General features: G+C 34.4%; 20 protein-coding genes. 5 read left to right on the top strand and 15 right to left on the bottom strand.

From position 1 onward, the window contains the following. Nucleotides 1-2: 2 nt before the first annotated feature. From ACFSAH_RS19250 to ACFSAH_RS19210, 9 genes are read right to left on the bottom strand one after another with little or no spacing between them, the layout of a single operon-like run. Complete coding sequence (locus tag ACFSAH_RS19250) at nucleotides 3-920, bottom strand: phosphoadenosine phosphosulfate reductase domain-containing protein (protein WP_379664338.1); 918 nt, start codon at nucleotides 918-920, stop codon at nucleotides 3-5. A gap of 2 nt (nucleotides 921-922) precedes the next feature. Beyond that, nucleotides 923-3277, bottom strand: a complete 2355-nt coding sequence (locus ACFSAH_RS19245) for a primase-helicase family protein (protein WP_379664337.1) — start codon at nucleotides 3275-3277, stop codon at nucleotides 923-925. Continuing rightward, nucleotides 3270-3476 carry a helix-turn-helix domain-containing protein gene (locus ACFSAH_RS19240; protein ID WP_379664336.1) on the bottom strand — a complete coding sequence of 69 codons (207 nt, stop codon included), beginning with the start codon at nucleotides 3474-3476 and terminating at the stop codon, nucleotides 3270-3272. The genes ACFSAH_RS19245 and ACFSAH_RS19240 overlap by 8 nt, the downstream gene beginning before the upstream one ends. Nucleotides 3477-3517: 41 nt before the next feature. Further along, nucleotides 3518-4492: a DUF6371 domain-containing protein gene (locus ACFSAH_RS19235; RefSeq protein WP_379664335.1), complete on the bottom strand. Its 975-nt coding sequence runs from the start codon at nucleotides 4490-4492 to the stop codon at nucleotides 3518-3520. Then, the gene (locus tag ACFSAH_RS19230) at nucleotides 4493-4690 is read right to left on the bottom strand and encodes a hypothetical protein (protein ID WP_379664334.1); all 198 of its coding nucleotides are present in this window, start codon (nucleotides 4688-4690) and stop codon (nucleotides 4493-4495) included. A 2-nt stretch (nucleotides 4691-4692) separates the two neighbouring features. After that, on the bottom strand, nucleotides 4693-5100 hold the full coding sequence (locus tag ACFSAH_RS19225; RefSeq protein WP_379664333.1) for a hypothetical protein: 408 nt from the start codon (nucleotides 5098-5100) through the stop codon (nucleotides 4693-4695). Between the two features lie 19 nt (nucleotides 5101-5119). Next, nucleotides 5120-5314, bottom strand: coding sequence for a hypothetical protein (locus ACFSAH_RS19220; RefSeq protein WP_379664332.1), 195 nt, complete (start codon nucleotides 5312-5314; stop codon nucleotides 5120-5122). Then, nucleotides 5295-5549 carry a hypothetical protein gene (locus tag ACFSAH_RS19215; RefSeq protein ID WP_379664331.1) on the bottom strand — a complete coding sequence of 85 codons (255 nt, stop codon included), beginning with the start codon at nucleotides 5547-5549 and terminating at the stop codon, nucleotides 5295-5297. Before ACFSAH_RS19215 ends, ACFSAH_RS19220 begins: the two co-directional genes overlap by 20 nt. Before the next feature lie 39 nt (nucleotides 5550-5588). Beyond that, nucleotides 5589-5825 carry a hypothetical protein gene (locus tag ACFSAH_RS19210; RefSeq protein WP_379664330.1) on the bottom strand — a complete coding sequence of 79 codons (237 nt, stop codon included), beginning with the start codon at nucleotides 5823-5825 and terminating at the stop codon, nucleotides 5589-5591. A 119-nt stretch (nucleotides 5826-5944) separates the two neighbouring features. On the opposite strand from ACFSAH_RS19210, the gene ACFSAH_RS19205 reads away from it, so the two are divergent. Genes ACFSAH_RS19205 through ACFSAH_RS19195 form a run of 3 tightly spaced genes read left to right on the top strand, consistent with a single transcriptional unit; the run spans nucleotide 5945 to nucleotide 7135 of the window. Continuing rightward, nucleotides 5945-6280: a helix-turn-helix domain-containing protein gene (locus ACFSAH_RS19205; RefSeq protein ID WP_379664329.1), complete on the top strand. Its 336-nt coding sequence runs from the start codon at nucleotides 5945-5947 to the stop codon at nucleotides 6278-6280. Nucleotides 6281-6283: 3 nt separating this feature from the next. Next, nucleotides 6284-6718 carry a hypothetical protein gene (locus ACFSAH_RS19200; protein WP_379664328.1) on the top strand — a complete coding sequence of 145 codons (435 nt, stop codon included), beginning with the start codon at nucleotides 6284-6286 and terminating at the stop codon, nucleotides 6716-6718. Between the two features lie 15 nt (nucleotides 6719-6733). After that, a complete protein-coding gene (locus tag ACFSAH_RS19195) occupies nucleotides 6734-7135 on the top strand; it encodes a PEGA domain-containing protein (protein ID WP_379664327.1) in 402 nt (133 codons plus the stop codon). Nucleotides 7136-7289: 154 nt separating this feature from the next. Here ACFSAH_RS19195 and ACFSAH_RS19190 read toward each other — a convergent pair whose 3' ends face one another. The 5 genes from ACFSAH_RS19190 to galK all read right to left on the bottom strand — a co-directional run bounded on the left by ACFSAH_RS19190 (nucleotide 7290) and on the right by galK (nucleotide 11846). Then, nucleotides 7290-8591 carry a PepSY-associated TM helix domain-containing protein gene (locus ACFSAH_RS19190; protein ID WP_379664326.1) on the bottom strand — a complete coding sequence of 434 codons (1302 nt, stop codon included), beginning with the start codon at nucleotides 8589-8591 and terminating at the stop codon, nucleotides 7290-7292. 197 nt (nucleotides 8592-8788) lie between these two features. After that, on the bottom strand, nucleotides 8789-9175 hold the full coding sequence (locus ACFSAH_RS19185; protein WP_379664325.1) for an OsmC family protein: 387 nt from the start codon (nucleotides 9173-9175) through the stop codon (nucleotides 8789-8791). 1 nt (nucleotide 9176) lies between these two features. After that, nucleotides 9177-9566 carry an SMU1112c/YaeR family gloxylase I-like metalloprotein gene (gloA2, locus tag ACFSAH_RS19180; RefSeq protein WP_379664324.1) on the bottom strand — a complete coding sequence of 130 codons (390 nt, stop codon included), beginning with the start codon at nucleotides 9564-9566 and terminating at the stop codon, nucleotides 9177-9179. Nucleotides 9567-9648: 82 nt separating this feature from the next. Beyond that, nucleotides 9649-10689 carry a UDP-glucose--hexose-1-phosphate uridylyltransferase gene (locus ACFSAH_RS19175; RefSeq protein ID WP_379664323.1) on the bottom strand — a complete coding sequence of 347 codons (1041 nt, stop codon included), beginning with the start codon at nucleotides 10687-10689 and terminating at the stop codon, nucleotides 9649-9651. A 2-nt stretch (nucleotides 10690-10691) separates the two neighbouring features. Next, on the bottom strand, nucleotides 10692-11846 hold the full coding sequence (galK, locus tag ACFSAH_RS19170) for a galactokinase (protein WP_379664322.1): 1155 nt from the start codon (nucleotides 11844-11846) through the stop codon (nucleotides 10692-10694). Between the two features lie 149 nt (nucleotides 11847-11995). Here galK and ACFSAH_RS19165 point away from each other — a divergent pair, with 149 nt between their 5' ends. Next, a complete protein-coding gene (locus tag ACFSAH_RS19165) occupies nucleotides 11996-12880 on the top strand; it encodes an AraC family transcriptional regulator (RefSeq protein WP_379664321.1) in 885 nt (294 codons plus the stop codon). Nucleotides 12881-13171: 291 nt separating this feature from the next. Further along, on the top strand, nucleotides 13172-14461 hold the full coding sequence (locus ACFSAH_RS19160; RefSeq protein WP_379664320.1) for a citrate synthase: 1290 nt from the start codon (nucleotides 13172-13174) through the stop codon (nucleotides 14459-14461). 456 nt (nucleotides 14462-14917) lie between these two features. On the opposite strand, the gene ACFSAH_RS19155 is transcribed toward ACFSAH_RS19160, so the two are convergent. Continuing rightward, nucleotides 14918-16096, bottom strand: coding sequence for an AIR synthase related protein (locus ACFSAH_RS19155; RefSeq protein ID WP_379664319.1), 1179 nt, complete (start codon nucleotides 16094-16096; stop codon nucleotides 14918-14920). Nucleotides 16097-16120: the final 24 nt, after the last annotated feature.

Raw genomic sequence — 16120 nt, 5'->3', positions numbered from 1 at the left:
GTTTAAATCGGCTTTTTTAGATCAAGTGAAAGTTGTCTTGATTTACAACCCACACACATTGGCATAAATTCATTCAGTTTTGAAGCTTCTGCCTTTATTCTCAACAAAGTTTCCTTTTTGGGATTCTGATTAATATCCCATCCAAATGTTTTAATACAATATCTTCTAATATCCAACAACCATTTACCCCAAATAGGATCAAAATCGGATGCTGCTTGTCTATCAGTATCGCTCTGCATTGTCCCGCAGTTACATTCGCCAGAACGACCTAATGATACAGATACAGGATTTCTTTCAAAATTATTGCTTTCTAGAAGCTGTAAACATTGTCTTTTTGTCCACCAGTGAATAATATTTACCCAAATATCTGAACCGTATATCCTATACGGATTGTCTCCAAAATTATCCGCTCTATTTTCACTTTCTTCGACTCTAACTCCATTTAGCAGTAAAATTTTTCTTCCTGAAATACCTTTTCTAATATATTTTGAAATGACACGATTAAAGGGATTTACTTTCAATAAGTGATAACTAAATGTGTGTGCATCTTTTCCCTTACCAAAAAATCCCTTCCTTTTCACATAATCTTCAAATGTTGTGCCTGCATCCGCTTCGATAATTTTAATCTTCAACAATTCCGCAACTTTATGTACATATTTTCTTACTGCGGGCAAGCCAGTTCCGGTTACACCATGAATAATAAAATCAATTCTTACACCTAACATAATAGCTACATGTAAAGCTGTGATTGAATCATCTCCACCCGATAACATTAAAACACACGAATATGGATTATAATCTATAATAGCCTTTTGTACAATTTCGCCACTTTCTTTAATCATGTCCTCCAAACCATGGGTAACACATGGTATTTTTAAAATATGAGGTTCTCTAAAAAAGTCAAGTTGTATTCCTTTCATAATTAAAATGGTATATCATCATTACCTAAATGCCTATAATCAGGCTGTAAATCCAAAGCCCCTTGTGAAGGGAATGGATTATCACTTTCTTCTTTTAAAGGTTCGTAAACCTTTGGTGAGCCATATTCCCTGAACTCATTTATTTGTTCGATGCTGAAATAGGTAAACTCGTTTTCCAGTTTTTCGGGGCTTAAAAAGTCTTCTACCCGAAACTCGAAACAACGGCCTTTCTTTTCCGATGTTTTTAACTGGTAAACATCACCTGGTTTATTAGGTTGCTGAAAACGCCCGTTTTTACTTTCTAAGCCAAATTTATCCTCCAGTTGCTTTTTAATATCCGCTTTTCTAAACTTCACGGCACTTTCTCCACCGTTTACCATGTGGCTCAATTCGCTAATGGTAAAATAAAGGGTGTGGTATTCGTACGTAAAAAACAGATCTTCCATAATGGCAATGAGTTCTTTCTCAAACCATCCCCGGGAGCTTTCTTTCAGTTTGGTTAAAGCATCATTATGTAGTAAGGAATGTTCGAACCAATGGCGTGATACACGTGGGTGCAATATCTCCCGGTTACGCAGAAAGTGTAGAAATGCAGGGATCTCTTTAGCCATTTTCTCTACCAACAAAGGATCGTCTTTTTTAATAACCGGTACTTTGTTTACCCAGAAACGAGTTTCGTCTTTATCAATGGAGATAAAATTGTCTTCATCATTGGAAGTGATGACGAATTTACCAAAGAAGCCAATTTCGCTGCGGCCTTTGTACATGCCACGCAGTTTAATAAACTTACTGGTAGACATAGATTTCAGGCGTTCTATTACCGTTTTCTTATCAATAAAACCCTCGTCTACGCCTATAACCAAACGAGCTGCCCAGTCATCATTTAAGTGATCTTTTAGTTCTTCGTTACCAATAAAAGTACAGTTCTCTCTAAAAATCTCTTTCATCAGCCAAAGCATCGTACTTTTTCCGGTGTTCTTTTCCCGGTTAACTAAACACATAATAGGTAAAGCCTGCGTAGGCGTAGTGTAGAGCAGGGTGAAGTAATCTAAAGCCAGATCGTAATTGGTGTGGCCGCTTGCAAGTTCTTTATCTCCGAAAACATGCTTCAGGTACATTTCTATAGATGTCCATTCGCCAGATATAATTTCATGGTCAAGCTCAAAATAAAGATTAAGACAGTTGCCAATGGTTGGTTGGTACTCTTCTGTATTGTCTGGGATATTACAAAAATCATCGTATTTGGGTATTTCGTCAAAGAAATTTTTAAAACCTTTGTCTACATAATCCCGTTTGAGTTCTACGGTACTCCATTCGGTCATTTTCTTATCGAAAACACCCTTTTTATGAGCGTTTGGTACTTCTATGTTTTTGTAATACTTGCAGCCTACACGCACAAACAAATCGTTATCCTTATGTTTCAGGATCTTTAAACCGTCCTGGGCATCTACTACGTATTGTACACCCTGAAAATAGAATGGATAATCTTTAATGATATGCGCAAACTTGCTTTGGAATGCCCCGGGTTTGTTTTGATACTTATTTAAGTAAAAGAAACTATTTATTTTGCTTGGAGTTTCGGCAGTTAAGTTTATCCCACTAAAATAATTTTTAGCCACGTGTAAACGGTTCAAATCGTTGCATATATAATCGCCTTCGCCTTTACGGTAAAAAAGCAGATCGTCTAATCCTTTAATGGTTTCGCTTAAAAACTCGGGTTGCAAATGCATAAAGTAAACCGACTTTATGTGTTGTATGGCCTGTGCTTTGTAGTTTTTTACAGAACGGGCAAAGGCGAAAAAACGTAAGCTTAAATCCTTTTCGGTTTCGGTTTCGGGGTTCCAGTCCAAAACCATAGTATCAGCCCCTAAGAGTAAAACAATACTTTTGATATTACAGGTATGTACCAGGCGTACTATATCCGGGTGTAAAGTAGCTTCCGAATCATTAAAAACATCTTTGCTGTACACCGAAATCATATCAAAACCGGCATTGGTTCCGGCAATGGCTTTAAATTCGCCATCTACCAAATAAAGCGTTTCTATTTCTTCTTTTTCTTGAAACTTTTTAATGAGCTGTAAGGGGAAAAATATACGGTTTCCGGCTTTTTCGTCCCGGTAATATTTATAGTCTTTTTCCTGATCTGGATTTACCCGGACACGGAAAAATGTTTTTATAGCATTACCCTCGCTGTAGCATTCGGCACCGCCATACAGGGATGGGTAGTTTATTTGGATAGCCCCGTCTTTAATCTCCTTAAAAACCGGAATTATTTTGCTATCGTGTTCGAAAGAATAAGCTTTGGGATCTGTAAAGATCTGGCTTAACCTGGTAGTAAAATAATTTTGTTTAGCCATCGTATCTGTTTATTAATTCGTCTGGTGTACAGTTAAAAAATTCAGCGATTTTGTAGGCCTTGTCTATGGGGATGGATGATTTACATTCTATGGTGTATTTCATCCAGTTGTCCAATGTGCGGACAGAAATGTCTACATGTACGCAAAGCAAATAATAATTGTCACGATAGACACCTGGCATTTGCTTAAGTTTTTGCATAATGCTGTATTTTTTCGGGGGGTCTGTTAATACTTTTTGCATTATTTGAAATGGTTTAGGTCGTCAATAATATAATCGCAGAGATCATAGCCTTTTTGAGTATAACCGGAAAGGGTTTTGTCAACAGCAAAATGAGTATCGGGCATAACCTGGTTAAGATATTCCGCTTTTTCTTCCCAGGCAGGAAATGCACCGACATCAGGGAAAAGAATTATTTCACGGCCTTTTAAAACTTCGCAACGTTCGGCAGTAAGATTTACCAGAGATCCCGAAGCCAACCAAACCTGATCAGGATAAACAATACTTGCTACAATGGCGGTTTTTTCGCTTTCTACAATGCAGACACGTTTTTTATTGCCGTTTAGCAGATGTTCGCCAAAGAAGCATTGTTTAAGGTTGAAATTCACAAGGTCTAAAACTTTGTGTACCCAATTAATGTGATTGTAAGGTTCTTTTACACGTTTGCCGGTTTCTGGATCGTAAAGCATGATTTTGCCGGAACGGACATTGCTTTCAGTATCTACTTGCCAAAAAACTACAGCTCCCGGCCAATGTTTGGAAGTACCTACATTGTAGGTAGCTAACGCCATAGCTGCTTTACGGTCTCCAAAATGTTTGCGTAACCAAGTTGAGAAATTGTTAATGTTGGACTTTTCTCTACAGGCTATCATTAATTCTGATTTTATATAACTCACCGGCAATTCCTTTACCGGCTCCGGTACAAAATCTTTGGCCTGATCTTTAAAATCTCCGATACGGCAAAAATCTGCGATCCAGTTAAAAGCTTCTTTGTAAGTGATGTTTTTGTACCTCATAACAAAGTCTATAACATCGCCAGAGGCACCACAACCAAAGCATTTGAAAATCTGTTTTTTACCGTCTACTTTCAGCGAACCCGATTTTTCTGTATGAAACGGGCATTGTGCATATCCTTTAGCCGTTAAGGGAATAAGCGATTTTACTACCTGAAGTATATCTGCTTTTTCTTTGATGTATTTGAGTTGGGAGGATTGCATTTAGAAGACTTGAAAGGGTACAATCTCAAATTGGTTCGGACTAAGATTTTTTTCCTGCATCCAACGGCCTGCGAATTTAGCAGCGATGAAATAATTAGCGGTACTTGGTTTAACACAGTAGGTAATAGTGCCCTTACCATTTACCCAACTTATATATTTTCCGGTATCAATATTTTTAATTATATATCTAATTTCCATGACTAAGCTTGTTTAGAAGTTGATGCCTTGTAAGTAATCGTCTTAGGTGCATTTGCAATACTTTTATCAACCTGTATGCGCCTAAATAGTAAAAGAGAAAGCTGCTGTGTATTCCAATCAGTAACTATGTTTTTGTACATGGTTTGTAGCATTTTAACGGTTTCTTCCCGGTTATAGCCGGTGTCTATCATAGCCATGAAATCGTTAATTTGGTGTATGTACAAATGCCTGACATCGCATAGAATAGCTTCGCCTGCATTAAATGGATTTTTTCCGGGCTTGTTTAAGATGATTTGAAAAGTAGTGCCGTTTTGGTACTTCTTATCATTGCGCAGGCGCAGGGAGGTAAAACAGGTACAGAACAGTTTACCATTCCAATTATGGTTAAATGTAATCCGGGGGGTGGACATAGTTTTTATTTTTTAGTTGTCAGTTTTTAGTGGTTGCCGCTATCAATTTTTCGTATATCACCGTTTTTTCGTGATGGAAAGCCCGGTAATCTAACCTTAACAGTTTTACCGCTTCCGGATCGTTGCAGGTTTTTATCTGACAGGCAAGCGTATCGCATTTGTCTGTTAGTTCGTTGTACTTATCTGCAAGTAGTTTATATTCTGGTTTTTTCATGACTTTGTGTGTTTTGCGGTTTGGTAATAAATAATGCAAACTCCAAGCTTTCTTCTAACTGATCGCACAGTTTAGAAATAGCGGTAAAGTGTTTTACCAGTAGTTTTTGATACCGGACTTTTTTATCGGTATCGCTTTCGGGAATGTTCCTGTAGTTATTTATCAGGAAATCGCCTGTCATGATTTTGCCGTCCAGATCATGTTCCAGAGCGGCAATTGTTTTTTTTGTTTCCATAATTCCGGGGGGTGTGATTTATGATTAAAAAATTTTGAGTTATTTGTCTTTTGGATCTATCAAACCATCTATAGGAATGTTTAACCAATTGGAAAAACCAATCAATTCACCGGCCGTAACATCGACCTTATTATCAGCTATTTTATTGAAGCGATGTAGTGTAATGCCTATGCTGTTTAATACGGCTTCTGTAGGCGTAACAGTTTTGAAGCCTTTAGAATTAAGAACCTCCTTAATCCTGTTTTTAACCGTTAATTTTGATGCTTTAGTGTTCATATTTTGAATTTTAATTGTTAAATGTATTTGAATATAGAATAAAATATATTGTTATATCAAATAAATTATTCGATTAAAGTATAAGTAATTGCAAATCAACGACATATTTTTATTCTGTTATGGATATATCTATTCGATTAAAGAATATAAGGGAAAATAAGAACTTAAGTCAAGAATACGTGGGGAATGCGTTAGGTATCGGCCAATCTGGTTATAATAAAATAGAGAATCAGAAACGGGAAGTTACTGTTAAGGAGCTTATGAAACTTGCTGAAATATTCGATATAAGCATAGATAGTATTCTTAAAGATAATCCTTATGATTTTAAGTTAGAAGATAATTCAGCCGAATATAGAACTAGAAAAGATAAGGGTTACGAAATATCTATAACCATCAAGATTACAGATCCGGCAAAGGAAGGGGAGATCCTGGAGTTAATTAAAAACCTAAAATAAAAAATGGTTAAAAACCTACCTAATGAAGATATAGTAAACTCTATAGATTCAAACAGACTTATTTTGACAAACAAAAGGTTGATGTATTATGATAATATCAACTATCAGTCGATAAGAGTTAAGGACGTTCGCTTTATTTCTTATGGAGTTAAGAGATTCCCTAAAATTATATACTATACATTTATTATTTGTTCTCTTTTACTGCTTTTTATTGGCTTAGATAATTCTACCAAGGGATATAGCAATGATGATGACTTATTTTTTGTTGTGGTAGTTTTTATAGTAGGCCTTTTCATCTATTTATTTTATACCAGAAAAACTTTAAAGGTTGGTACAGCTGGAGGTTTTATTAACGTAAATTTACAGGGAATAGGAAGAGGATACGTAGAGGAATTTATTGGACAAATTGAAAATGAAATTGATAAACATAATTACTAGACTAAATATAATTGTATGAACAAACCTTTACTAGCAATCGCAATTTGCGGTATATTTTTATTACAAAGCTGCGCTACTATATTAAGTGGATCTGGAGATAGGGTAGAGGTAAAGAGCGGAAACCCGGCTGGAGCCAAAGTTTACCTAGATGGTAATTTCGTTGGAAATGCACCCAATAAAATTAAAGTGTCTAAAAACTCGCTGAGAGACGGAGCAATAATATCCATAAATGCTCCAGGACATCAGGACAGACAAATAAAAGTAACACGTAAGGTAATGGTAGGTTATGTGTTACTGGATCTTTGTTTAGGGCTTGTACCTTTAGGTGTAGATTTCCTTACAGGCGCTATATATAAAGCTAATCCGAAAGAGATTAATTATGATTTAAATTCAGGTAATTTATCTGCAAATCTATAATGTTTGTTTTCAAATTTCATAGAGGGTGTTTTTGTAATTTGTTGTTTATCAGTGTGATATATGCTTTGGTTTCATTATGCTCTCGGGTACTAAAAAAGCTCTTAATGATAAATTAAGAGCTTTTTTGTTTAGAGGTAAAGGATAGTAGCAATTACTAAATAGTTGAAGAAGCTACTTCTTTCTGTTCTTTCTTTTTTCCTTTGGGTTTTTTCTTTATTTTATTAATCCAGATTAATACTCCTGTAACAGGTAAACTAGTTGCAATTAAACAGGCAATAAAGTATAGGATTTTAGAAAAAGTACCATAAATATCTCCCAGATGCAGTGCTTTAATAGAAAGAGAAACTCTTTCATTAAAAGGTTTTTGTTTAAATATATCTTTTTCCAAAACCTGACCTGAATATTGATCTAATGTGAGTTTATCTCCAGCGGCAGGAGCGAAAAAGCCTATTTTTGTTTTAGTTATCTGCACCACATCAACAGAATCATTAGGGAAAGTTAGATTGTAGTCTCCCTTATAATTAAGTTCTTTATCTGCTATAGCCAGAAAATCTTCGTAATTTAGAGTTTTAGCATCTATAGTATAAACAGATTTCAAGGGAGTTGGTTTTGGAGTATCCGGAGCTTCGTATGTTCCCAGAAATTTACGAAGGCCATTTCTGTACCACTCAAAAGACCATTGCGGACCTGTTATACCCATAAAAAATAATAGTATGCAAGAATAAAAACCAAGAGTATTGTGTAAATCGTGATTAGTTCTTTTCCAGTTACCAGAAAATTTGATTCTCAAGCCTTGTTTCCAGCTTTTTATACGAGCAGGCACCCAGATAATAATTCCTGAAATTACACCTAGTGTAAATAATATGGTAGCAGTTCCAGTAATATAGCTACCTAATTTTCTGTTTTCAAGGTTTTCGAAAATAGGTTCTTCAATTTTATCCAATAAAAGCCATCTATGCAAACTGAACATCTTTTGCATAAACTCAGTCGTAGTCGTTTTAGTTCCTTGTAAGTCTCCTAAAACCTCGCCATTATAGGGGTTTATAAAGTACGGATTACCTCTTTGTGGACCTTTAGGCGGTCCTTCGCCAGCCTTTTCTTTTTTACCAGAAGCTTTTTGATGTTTTTTGTCTGCTTCTTTAGCTTTTTCTTCTTTCTTTTTAACGATAAAAGAATAACTTTTTCCAGTGTCGTATGGAACTTTTACACTACTGATATTGCCATTACTTTTTTCTTGTACAATATTGTACATCTCTGTAATGCTCTTTTTTTCATTTCCTATACTAACCTTATATAGATTTGGAGTAGATGATTCCCTTATTTCCTGATTGAACACATAAACTGTCCCTGTAAAGCAGACTATTAGAACAATAATACCACTTATAAGTCCTGCCCAAAGATGGATGTCGTTTAAAAATTTCCTGATCTTAGGCCATACAGAACTTTGCTTTTTCATACCTGTATTTATATTTAGATTGATTCGCAAAAGAACGAAAAATATTTAGATAAAGTCTAAATAAAGGGAAAATAGATTAAGGATATATGTAAGAGATTATTTTTTTTAGAGTCTGCGAAAAATCAGATTATGAAAAAAGTAAACTAAATATATAGCTCGTATTGAGTTATCATTAGTTGCTATTAATAGTCAACTGTTTATATAGAAACTATTTCTATCTGATTAGACAAAATTTGATTAACAGGGCATTTTTCGGCAATTTCTCGTAGTCTTGACAATTGACTTTCATCAAGATCACCAATAAAATCCATTGTTTTTTCAAATCTTGTAGTTTGCTTTTGTTCATCTCTCTCAAAAGAAACGGTTACTATAAACTCATTCAGCGGCCACTTCTTTCTATCAGCGTACATTCTAACAGTTATACAAGTACAGCTTGCCAAAGAAGAAGCTAATAATTCTGTTGGAGATAATCCCTGTTCCGTTCCTCCAACTGTTTTGGGTTCATCAGCAATAATTTGGTTGCTATTTCCAATGATAGTTGTTTTGTAATGATCCTGAGCTATATATGCAGTTATTTTCGACATATTAAATTTGGTATATTTCTAAAGGTAAATGATCTGGATCGTTAAAGAAAACGAATTTTTTATTTGTTAACTTGTCAGTACGTATTTCTTCTGTTTGTATACCTTGTTTGTCTAAGTATTCTACAGCTTCATAAATATCTTGCACAGCAAAAGCCAGGTGTCTTAATCCGCAAGCTTCAGGGAATGATAGGCGTTTTGGAGAGTTTGGAAATGAAAATAATTCAATAGCATATTCTCCATTAACAGAGAGGTCTAATTTATAAGATTGTCTATGCTCACGGTAAGTTTCTGCAATAATATCAAATCCTAAAATTTTTGTGTAAAAATGTTTTGATTTTTGGTAATCTGAGCAAATAATAGCTATATGATGAATTTTTTTAAGCTTTAACATATCTATAAAACTAAAACTTTAACCCAATGTTTTCGGGTTAAAGTTATTAGTTTTAAAAAATGGTTTGGCTATTCTTTTTAATCTATTTTTCTAAATAATGTATTTCGCTAAGTTCTCTAAGCATTTTGGCAGCTTGTTCAGCGGTAATGTCTCTTTGTGGATTTGCCAACATCTCGTATCCTACCATAAACTTCTTAACCGTTGCAGATCTTAAAAGCGGGGGATAAAAATGCATATGCCAATGCCATTCAGGATGATCTCCTGAATTTACAGGAGCCTGGTGCATACCAGCTGAGTAGGGGAAAGAGGTTTCAAATAAGTTATCGTATTTGGTAGTTAACTTCTTTAGAATATCGGCCAAAGCATTTTTCTCGTCTTCAGAAAAATCCAGAATATTGGTTACATGTCTTTTGTTTACTAACAAAATTTCGTAAGGCCAAACAGCCCAGAAAGGTACCAATGCTATAAAATGTTCGTTTTCTACAACTATTCTTTCTTTTCTTTCTATTTCTTGCGTTAAATACGCACTGAGTAAGCTTTGTCCGTTTTTTTTATAATAATCTAAAAACTGTTTACCTTCCTTTTCCGGTTCTACCGGAACAGTGCTTTGCGCCCATATTTGACCATGAGGATGCGGATTGCTGCAACCCATAATTTCTCCTTTGTTTTCAAAAATCTGGATGTACTTGATCCATTCATTTTTAGACAATTCAGAAAATTCATCTTGCCAGAGAGAAATAACATCAACAATCTCCTCATTGCTCATTTGTGGTAGTGTAAGATCGTGACGTGGAGAGAAACAAATTACCCTACAAATACCTTTCTCACTTTTAGCTTGCAATAAATTGTCATCCAGATTTCCTTTAGGAGTGTCATCCAGTAAAGCCGAAAAATCATTGGTAAATGCAAATGGTTTTGTGTATACCGGATTTACGGCACCTTCAGATCTTTTATTTCCAGGACATAAATAACATTTTTCATCATAAGAAGGTCTTATGGCATTCGGTAAGTCTTCAACTTTTCCCTGCCAGGGGCGTTTTGTACGGTGTGGAGAAACCAAAACCCATTCCCCCGTTAATATGTTCAGTCGCTTATGCGGATGCTCTTCAAAATTAAAACTCATAATTACAATATTCTGGTACCATCCTCAATTTGTGTGATATACACGTTCATACCTTTATTCAATTTTTGAAAGTAATGGTCTTTCATTCTTTTAATTACCGAGTCAATTTCAGACTCTTTGACTAAAGCAATTACACAACCTCCAAAACCACCACCCATCATTCTGGCACCTAAAATAGCTTCTTCTTTTTTTGCGGCAGCGGCAATAAAGTCAAGTTCAGGACAGCTTACTTCATAAAGTTGGCTAAGTCCATCATGTGTTTCATACATTTTTTGTCCAAAACTCTCAATATCTCCTTTTTTCAGATCCTCACAGGCATTTATGAGTCTGTCATTTTCTTCTACCACATATTTGCAACGGTTGTAGATATCAACACTTGAATTAGAAAGACATTCTTCAACGATTTCTATAGTAGCATCTCTTAACGTTTTTACTTCAGGATATTTGTTTTGAATAATAGAAATACCTTCCTCGCACTGGCTTCTTCTTACATTATATTCAGAAGAAGCTAAGGAATGTTTAACCATAGAATCAAACAAAACTATTTTTATACCTTCAAGATTGAAAGGGACGTATTCATAATCTAACGACCGACAATCCAATTTAATAACATGATCTTTTTTGCCAAATACACTGGCAAATTGATCCATGATTCCACATTGCAGTCCTACAAACTGATTTTCTGCATTTTGCGCAATTTTAACAAGAGTAAGTTTATCTAATCCCAGATTAAATAAATGATTTAATGAATAGGTCACAGCGCATTCCATTGCTGCAGAAGACGACATTCCGGCGCCTAAAGGTACATCGCCAGATATAACAGCATTAAACCCTCCAATTTCATTCCCTGATTTAATCAATTGGTCAACAACACCCAATACAAAATTAGGCCAGTTATCATCAGAGTACTTGTAGCTATCTATATCTGTTTCATGTTTTTTGTTTAAATCTTCGGCAATTAAAGATATTTTATTATCGTTACGCTTATTAATGGCGATATATATGGCTTTATTAATAGCTGCAGGCAATACAAAGCCCATATTATAGTCCGTATGTTCACCAATCAGATTAACCCGTCCAGGCGAACATATTATAACAGGCTCCTCCTCAAAATTCTCTTTATACCTTTTTATAATATTTTGCTTTATATTCTTCATTTTATTCAACTTGCTGATAAATAATTTGTTATGATATCTTTTCTGAGAATGATAACTCTATAAAAATACTCATTTAATTTTTTCTGAAATTATATGAAACAAAAAGTATATAATTGGATTATATTGTCTATTTATTGGATTATATTATTATGAAAAAGAAAAGAAAGGGATTTTCAGGAGAACGTATTATAGATTTATTGAAAAACAGTTTTGCAAAAGATAAAAGAGAATTAGGAATGCCACTTTCTTTTTCGAAAATTGGTTTTTTTCCTGATGCAAAGTTCCAGTACAATGATGAAAATAATGACGAAGATTATATTTTGATTTATTGTGTAGACGGCAGGGGATACTCGGAAATAAATAATAAGGTTTATGATTTAGGAGCAGGCGAATTTGTTATAATACCCAAAGGATTAAATACAAAATATTATGCAGATGGAGATAATCCTTGGAGTTTTTATTGGTTTTATTTTAAGGATAATGATGAGATTATAAAACAGATACTTGCTTTCTTTTATAAATTTAATAAGAATTACAAAGGTTTTTTAGAATACGGAACCGAAAGAATGGCCTTGTTTAATACTGTCTTCGATAGATTAAATAAAGGTTATAGTGATGATAATTTGATAATGCTGAATATATGCCTGATGAATTTTCTGACGTCGCTTTCTTTCATAATAACAGAGGGTGAGACATCTTTCCATAAAGGTCAGGGAAGGATATCCCAATCTATAGAAAAGATGAACAAGCATTTAGAAACATCTATTTCTCTGGAAACTTTAGCCAAAGACATCAATCTTTCGGTATCACAATTTTCGCTTTTGTTCAAGAATAGGACAGGAGTGTCTCCTATAGATTATTTTAATCAACTAAAAATCCAAAATGCGTGTAAATACCTCGATAATACAAGCATGCAGATAAAGGAAATAGCCTATAAAATAGGCATACATGATGCGGCTTATTTTTCCCGACTTTTTAAAAAAATAAAGGGTGTTTCGCCAGCAGATTACCGTAAAAGATTACCTTATACTTAGAGCTATTATCTATAAGGAAATAGCTTTGATTGATTCTTTTTTAGAAGTATAGAATATAAGAGTGTTTTTTGTGAATTTATCCCGTGTTTTGTGTTAATTTTGTGTTTTTTGTAAAAAAGTGGTTTTTATGAGATTAATTTTTATTAAAATGTGATTTTTAGTGAATTAAGTCTTATACTTGGCGCTTGTTAATAAAAGTGGAATAATTTTTACATTTTGCAGATATTAAAAGCAATATATAATTGAGTTTAATTATAATGATTTTTAAATTTGTTGCACAATCCAATTTATATGTCAGAAACAGCAGAAATTAGATTAGGTGGAAACACCTACCAGTTGCCAGTAATTGAAGGAACGGAAAACGAAAAGGCTATAGATATATCTAAACTTAGAGATCAGAGTGGTTATATAACATTAGATAGTGGTTTTAAGAATACCGGTGCTACAAAAAGTGCAATAACTTTTTTAGATGGTGAGAGAGGTATTTTAAAATACAGAGGTTATCCGATTGAAGAGCTGGCAGAAAAGGCTTCTTTTTTGGAAGTAGCCTACCTACTTATTTATGGAGAGTTACCTACGCAGGAGCAAGTAGATAAATTTCAGTATCAAATAAGCAGACATACGTTGGTACATGAAGATATGAAGAAGTTTTTTGATGGTTTTCCATCTAAATCTCATCCAATGGGACAACTTTCTTCTTTAGTATGTTCTTTGTCTGCATTTTATCCGGAATCTTTAGACCCAAATCCAAGTAAAGAAGATCAGGAGTTAACAATTATTAAGTTGTTGGCTAAGATGACTACAATAGTTTCCTGGATTTATAAAAAGTCTTTAGGGCATCCGGTAAATTATCCTCAAAATAAATTGGATTATGTAACCAACTTTATGTCTATGACATTTAGTTATATTACAGAAGATTATGAGGTAGATCCAATTGTAATTGATGCAATGAATAAATTGTTGATTTTACACGCAGATCACGAACAAAACTGTTCTACTTCCACAGTTAGAATAGTAGGTTCTTCTGATTGTAATTTATATGCATCTATTTCTGCGGGAATTTCGGCACTTTGGGGACCTCTGCATGGAGGTGCGAACCAAGCAGTGATTGAAATGCTGGAAAAAATAAAAAATGATGGTGGTGATGTTGATAAGTGGGTTGCAAAAGCAAAAGATAAAAATGATCCTTTCCGTTTGATGGGATTTGGACACAGGGTATATAAAAATTTCGATCCAAGAGCGAAAATCATTAAAAAAGCTTGTGATGATATATTAGCGAAACTGGGCATTGATGATCCTGTTTTAGAGATAGCTAAGAAATTAGAGGAAGTAGCTTTGAATGATCCTTATTTTATCGAAAGAAAGCTTTATCCTAACGTGGATTTTTACTCAGGAATTATCTACAGAGCTTTAGGTTTCCCTACAGAAATGTTTACTGTTTTATTTGCATTGGGACGTTTGCCGGGATGGGTTGCTCAGTGGAAAGAGATGAAAGAAAATAAAGAACCTATTGGAAGACCTCGTCAGGTTTATACAGGTGAAACAAACAGGTCTTTTGTTGCTCTAAAAGATAGAAAATAACGAGAAAAAAATCGATATAAAACAAAAGAGGCTCTAAATATTTAGAGCCTCTTTTGTTTTAATCAATACTCTACTTTACTATTGTTATTGATGTTGTTCTTACTTGCTATAACAAGTGTTAAAGAAGTGTTGGAGAAGTACTAAAGAAGTGTTAGAGGTCTGTTAGAGATCTTCTCTTCTACGCATAGAAGTTAGGTTTGATTTTGAAGTAGTTTTATTAATTGTCGGGAATTAGATCTATTTAACTTTTTGTTAGTAGATATTCCGAAAAATTATATATAAGAGCTTTGTTTTGCTCTTAATGCAGGTGGAGTAAAAAAGGTTGTATCGTGAGAGTTTTTTCAGTATGCCCGTAGCGGACTAAAAAGACTTTGACTCACATTTTGTACCGAATTTGCCGAAATACTAATTCTGGCAAGGGTACCACTTTTTGATACAACCCTTTTTAAAATTTATTTAGTGGTATTCGAAAGTACCGTGTTGACTTTTTATGGTTACTTTTTTTACCTCACTATCTTCAACTCTTCCAACAATTTTTGCATCTATACCAAAAGATTGTGAAATGTTAATAATGTCTTGTGCAATCTCAGGATTTACATAAAGTTCCATTCTATGTCCCATATTAAAAACTTTGTACATTTCTTTCCAATCAGTTTGGGATTGTTCTTGTATAAGTTTAAATAAAACCGGAGTTTCAAATAAGTTGTCTTTAATGATGTGTAAATTGTCTATAAAATGAAGTACTTTGGTTTGGGCTCCGCCACTACAATGTACCATTCCATCAATTTGAGCCCTATATTTATCTAATATTGACTTAATTACCGGAGCGTAAGTTCTGGTAGGAGATAATACCAGTTTTCCGGCGTCTATTGCATTACCATTATCAAGTGTGATTTTGTCTGTAAGGTGTTTTTGACCAGAAAATATCAATTCATATGGAACTGCCGGGTCATAGCTTTCAGGATATTTTTCTGCAATATATTTATGAAAAACGTCATGTCTGGCAGAAGTTAAACCATTAGAGCCCATACCTCCGTTGTAAAAACTCTCATAGTTAGCCTGTCCATCAGAAGCTAAAGCAACAATAACATTTCCGGCTTTAATATTGTGATTAGAGATTATATCAGACCTTTTCATTCTACAAGTTACAGTAGAATCTACAATAATTGTTCTGACAATATCGCCAACATCGGCAGTTTCGCCTCCAGTAGAATAAATGTTTATTCCCATAGATCTCAGATCTGCAAGAATTTCTTCCGTTCCATTTATAATTTCAGCGATTACTTCTCCCGGAATCAAATTCTTGTTTCTGCCAATGGTAGAAGATAATAATATTTTATCAGTAGCTCCTACGCAAAGCAGATCATCCAGATTCATGATGATGGCATCCTGCGCAATTCCTTTCCATACAGAAATATCTCCTGTTTCTTTCCAGTAAACATAAGCAAGAGAAGATTTTGTTCCGGCACCGTCGGCATGCATAATATTACAAAAAGTATCATCGCCACCTAAAATATCGGGGATAATCTTACAGAATGCTTTTGGGAAAATCCCTTTGTCAATATTCTTTATGGCATTATGGACATCTTCTTTACCTGCAGAAACGCCTCTTTGATTGTATCTGTTATCACTCATGGTGTGCAAAGATATTAAAAACCT

The organism is Pseudopedobacter beijingensis (assembly GCF_042678145.1).
GTDB classification, from domain to species: domain Bacteria; phylum Bacteroidota; class Bacteroidia; order Sphingobacteriales; family Sphingobacteriaceae; genus Pseudopedobacter; species Pseudopedobacter beijingensis.
Note: the sequence above shows the minus strand (reverse complement) of the source record. Positions and strands in the feature narration are given on the sequence as shown.

What these genes read in the sequence shown, in the direction of transcription:
- ACFSAH_RS19250 (WP_379664338.1), bottom strand. Translation starts at nt 920, where the DNA reads ATGAAAGGAATACAACTTGACTTTTTTAGAGAACCTCATATTTTAAAA.
- ACFSAH_RS19245 (WP_379664337.1), bottom strand. Translation starts at nt 3,277, where the DNA reads ATGGCTAAACAAAATTATTTTACTACCAGGTTAAGCCAGATCTTTACA.
- ACFSAH_RS19240 (WP_379664336.1), bottom strand. Translation starts at nt 3,476, where the DNA reads ATGCAAAAACTTAAGCAAATGCCAGGTGTCTATCGTGACAATTATTAT.
- ACFSAH_RS19235 (WP_379664335.1), bottom strand. Translation starts at nt 4,492, where the DNA reads ATGCAATCCTCCCAACTCAAATACATCAAAGAAAAAGCAGATATACTT.
- ACFSAH_RS19230 (WP_379664334.1), bottom strand. Translation starts at nt 4,690, where the DNA reads ATGGAAATTAGATATATAATTAAAAATATTGATACCGGAAAATATATA.
- ACFSAH_RS19225 (WP_379664333.1), bottom strand. Translation starts at nt 5,100, where the DNA reads ATGTCCACCCCCCGGATTACATTTAACCATAATTGGAATGGTAAACTG.
- ACFSAH_RS19220 (WP_379664332.1), bottom strand. Translation starts at nt 5,314, where the DNA reads ATGAAAAAACCAGAATATAAACTACTTGCAGATAAGTACAACGAACTA.
- ACFSAH_RS19215 (WP_379664331.1), bottom strand. Translation starts at nt 5,549, where the DNA reads ATGGAAACAAAAAAAACAATTGCCGCTCTGGAACATGATCTGGACGGC.
- ACFSAH_RS19210 (WP_379664330.1), bottom strand. Translation starts at nt 5,825, where the DNA reads ATGAACACTAAAGCATCAAAATTAACGGTTAAAAACAGGATTAAGGAG.
- ACFSAH_RS19205 (WP_379664329.1), top strand. Translation starts at nt 5,945, where the DNA reads ATGGATATATCTATTCGATTAAAGAATATAAGGGAAAATAAGAACTTA.
- ACFSAH_RS19200 (WP_379664328.1), top strand. Translation starts at nt 6,284, where the DNA reads ATGGTTAAAAACCTACCTAATGAAGATATAGTAAACTCTATAGATTCA.
- ACFSAH_RS19195 (WP_379664327.1), top strand. Translation starts at nt 6,734, where the DNA reads ATGAACAAACCTTTACTAGCAATCGCAATTTGCGGTATATTTTTATTA.
- ACFSAH_RS19190 (WP_379664326.1), bottom strand. Translation starts at nt 8,591, where the DNA reads ATGAAAAAGCAAAGTTCTGTATGGCCTAAGATCAGGAAATTTTTAAAC.
- ACFSAH_RS19185 (WP_379664325.1), bottom strand. Translation starts at nt 9,175, where the DNA reads ATGTCGAAAATAACTGCATATATAGCTCAGGATCATTACAAAACAACT.
- gloA2 (WP_379664324.1), bottom strand. Translation starts at nt 9,566, where the DNA reads ATGTTAAAGCTTAAAAAAATTCATCATATAGCTATTATTTGCTCAGAT.
- ACFSAH_RS19175 (WP_379664323.1), bottom strand. Translation starts at nt 10,689, where the DNA reads ATGAGTTTTAATTTTGAAGAGCATCCGCATAAGCGACTGAACATATTA.
- galK (WP_379664322.1), bottom strand. Translation starts at nt 11,846, where the DNA reads ATGAAGAATATAAAGCAAAATATTATAAAAAGGTATAAAGAGAATTTT.
- ACFSAH_RS19165 (WP_379664321.1), top strand. Translation starts at nt 11,996, where the DNA reads ATGAAAAAGAAAAGAAAGGGATTTTCAGGAGAACGTATTATAGATTTA.
- ACFSAH_RS19160 (WP_379664320.1), top strand. Translation starts at nt 13,172, where the DNA reads ATGTCAGAAACAGCAGAAATTAGATTAGGTGGAAACACCTACCAGTTG.
- ACFSAH_RS19155 (WP_379664319.1), bottom strand. Translation starts at nt 16,096, where the DNA reads ATGAGTGATAACAGATACAATCAAAGAGGCGTTTCTGCAGGTAAAGAA.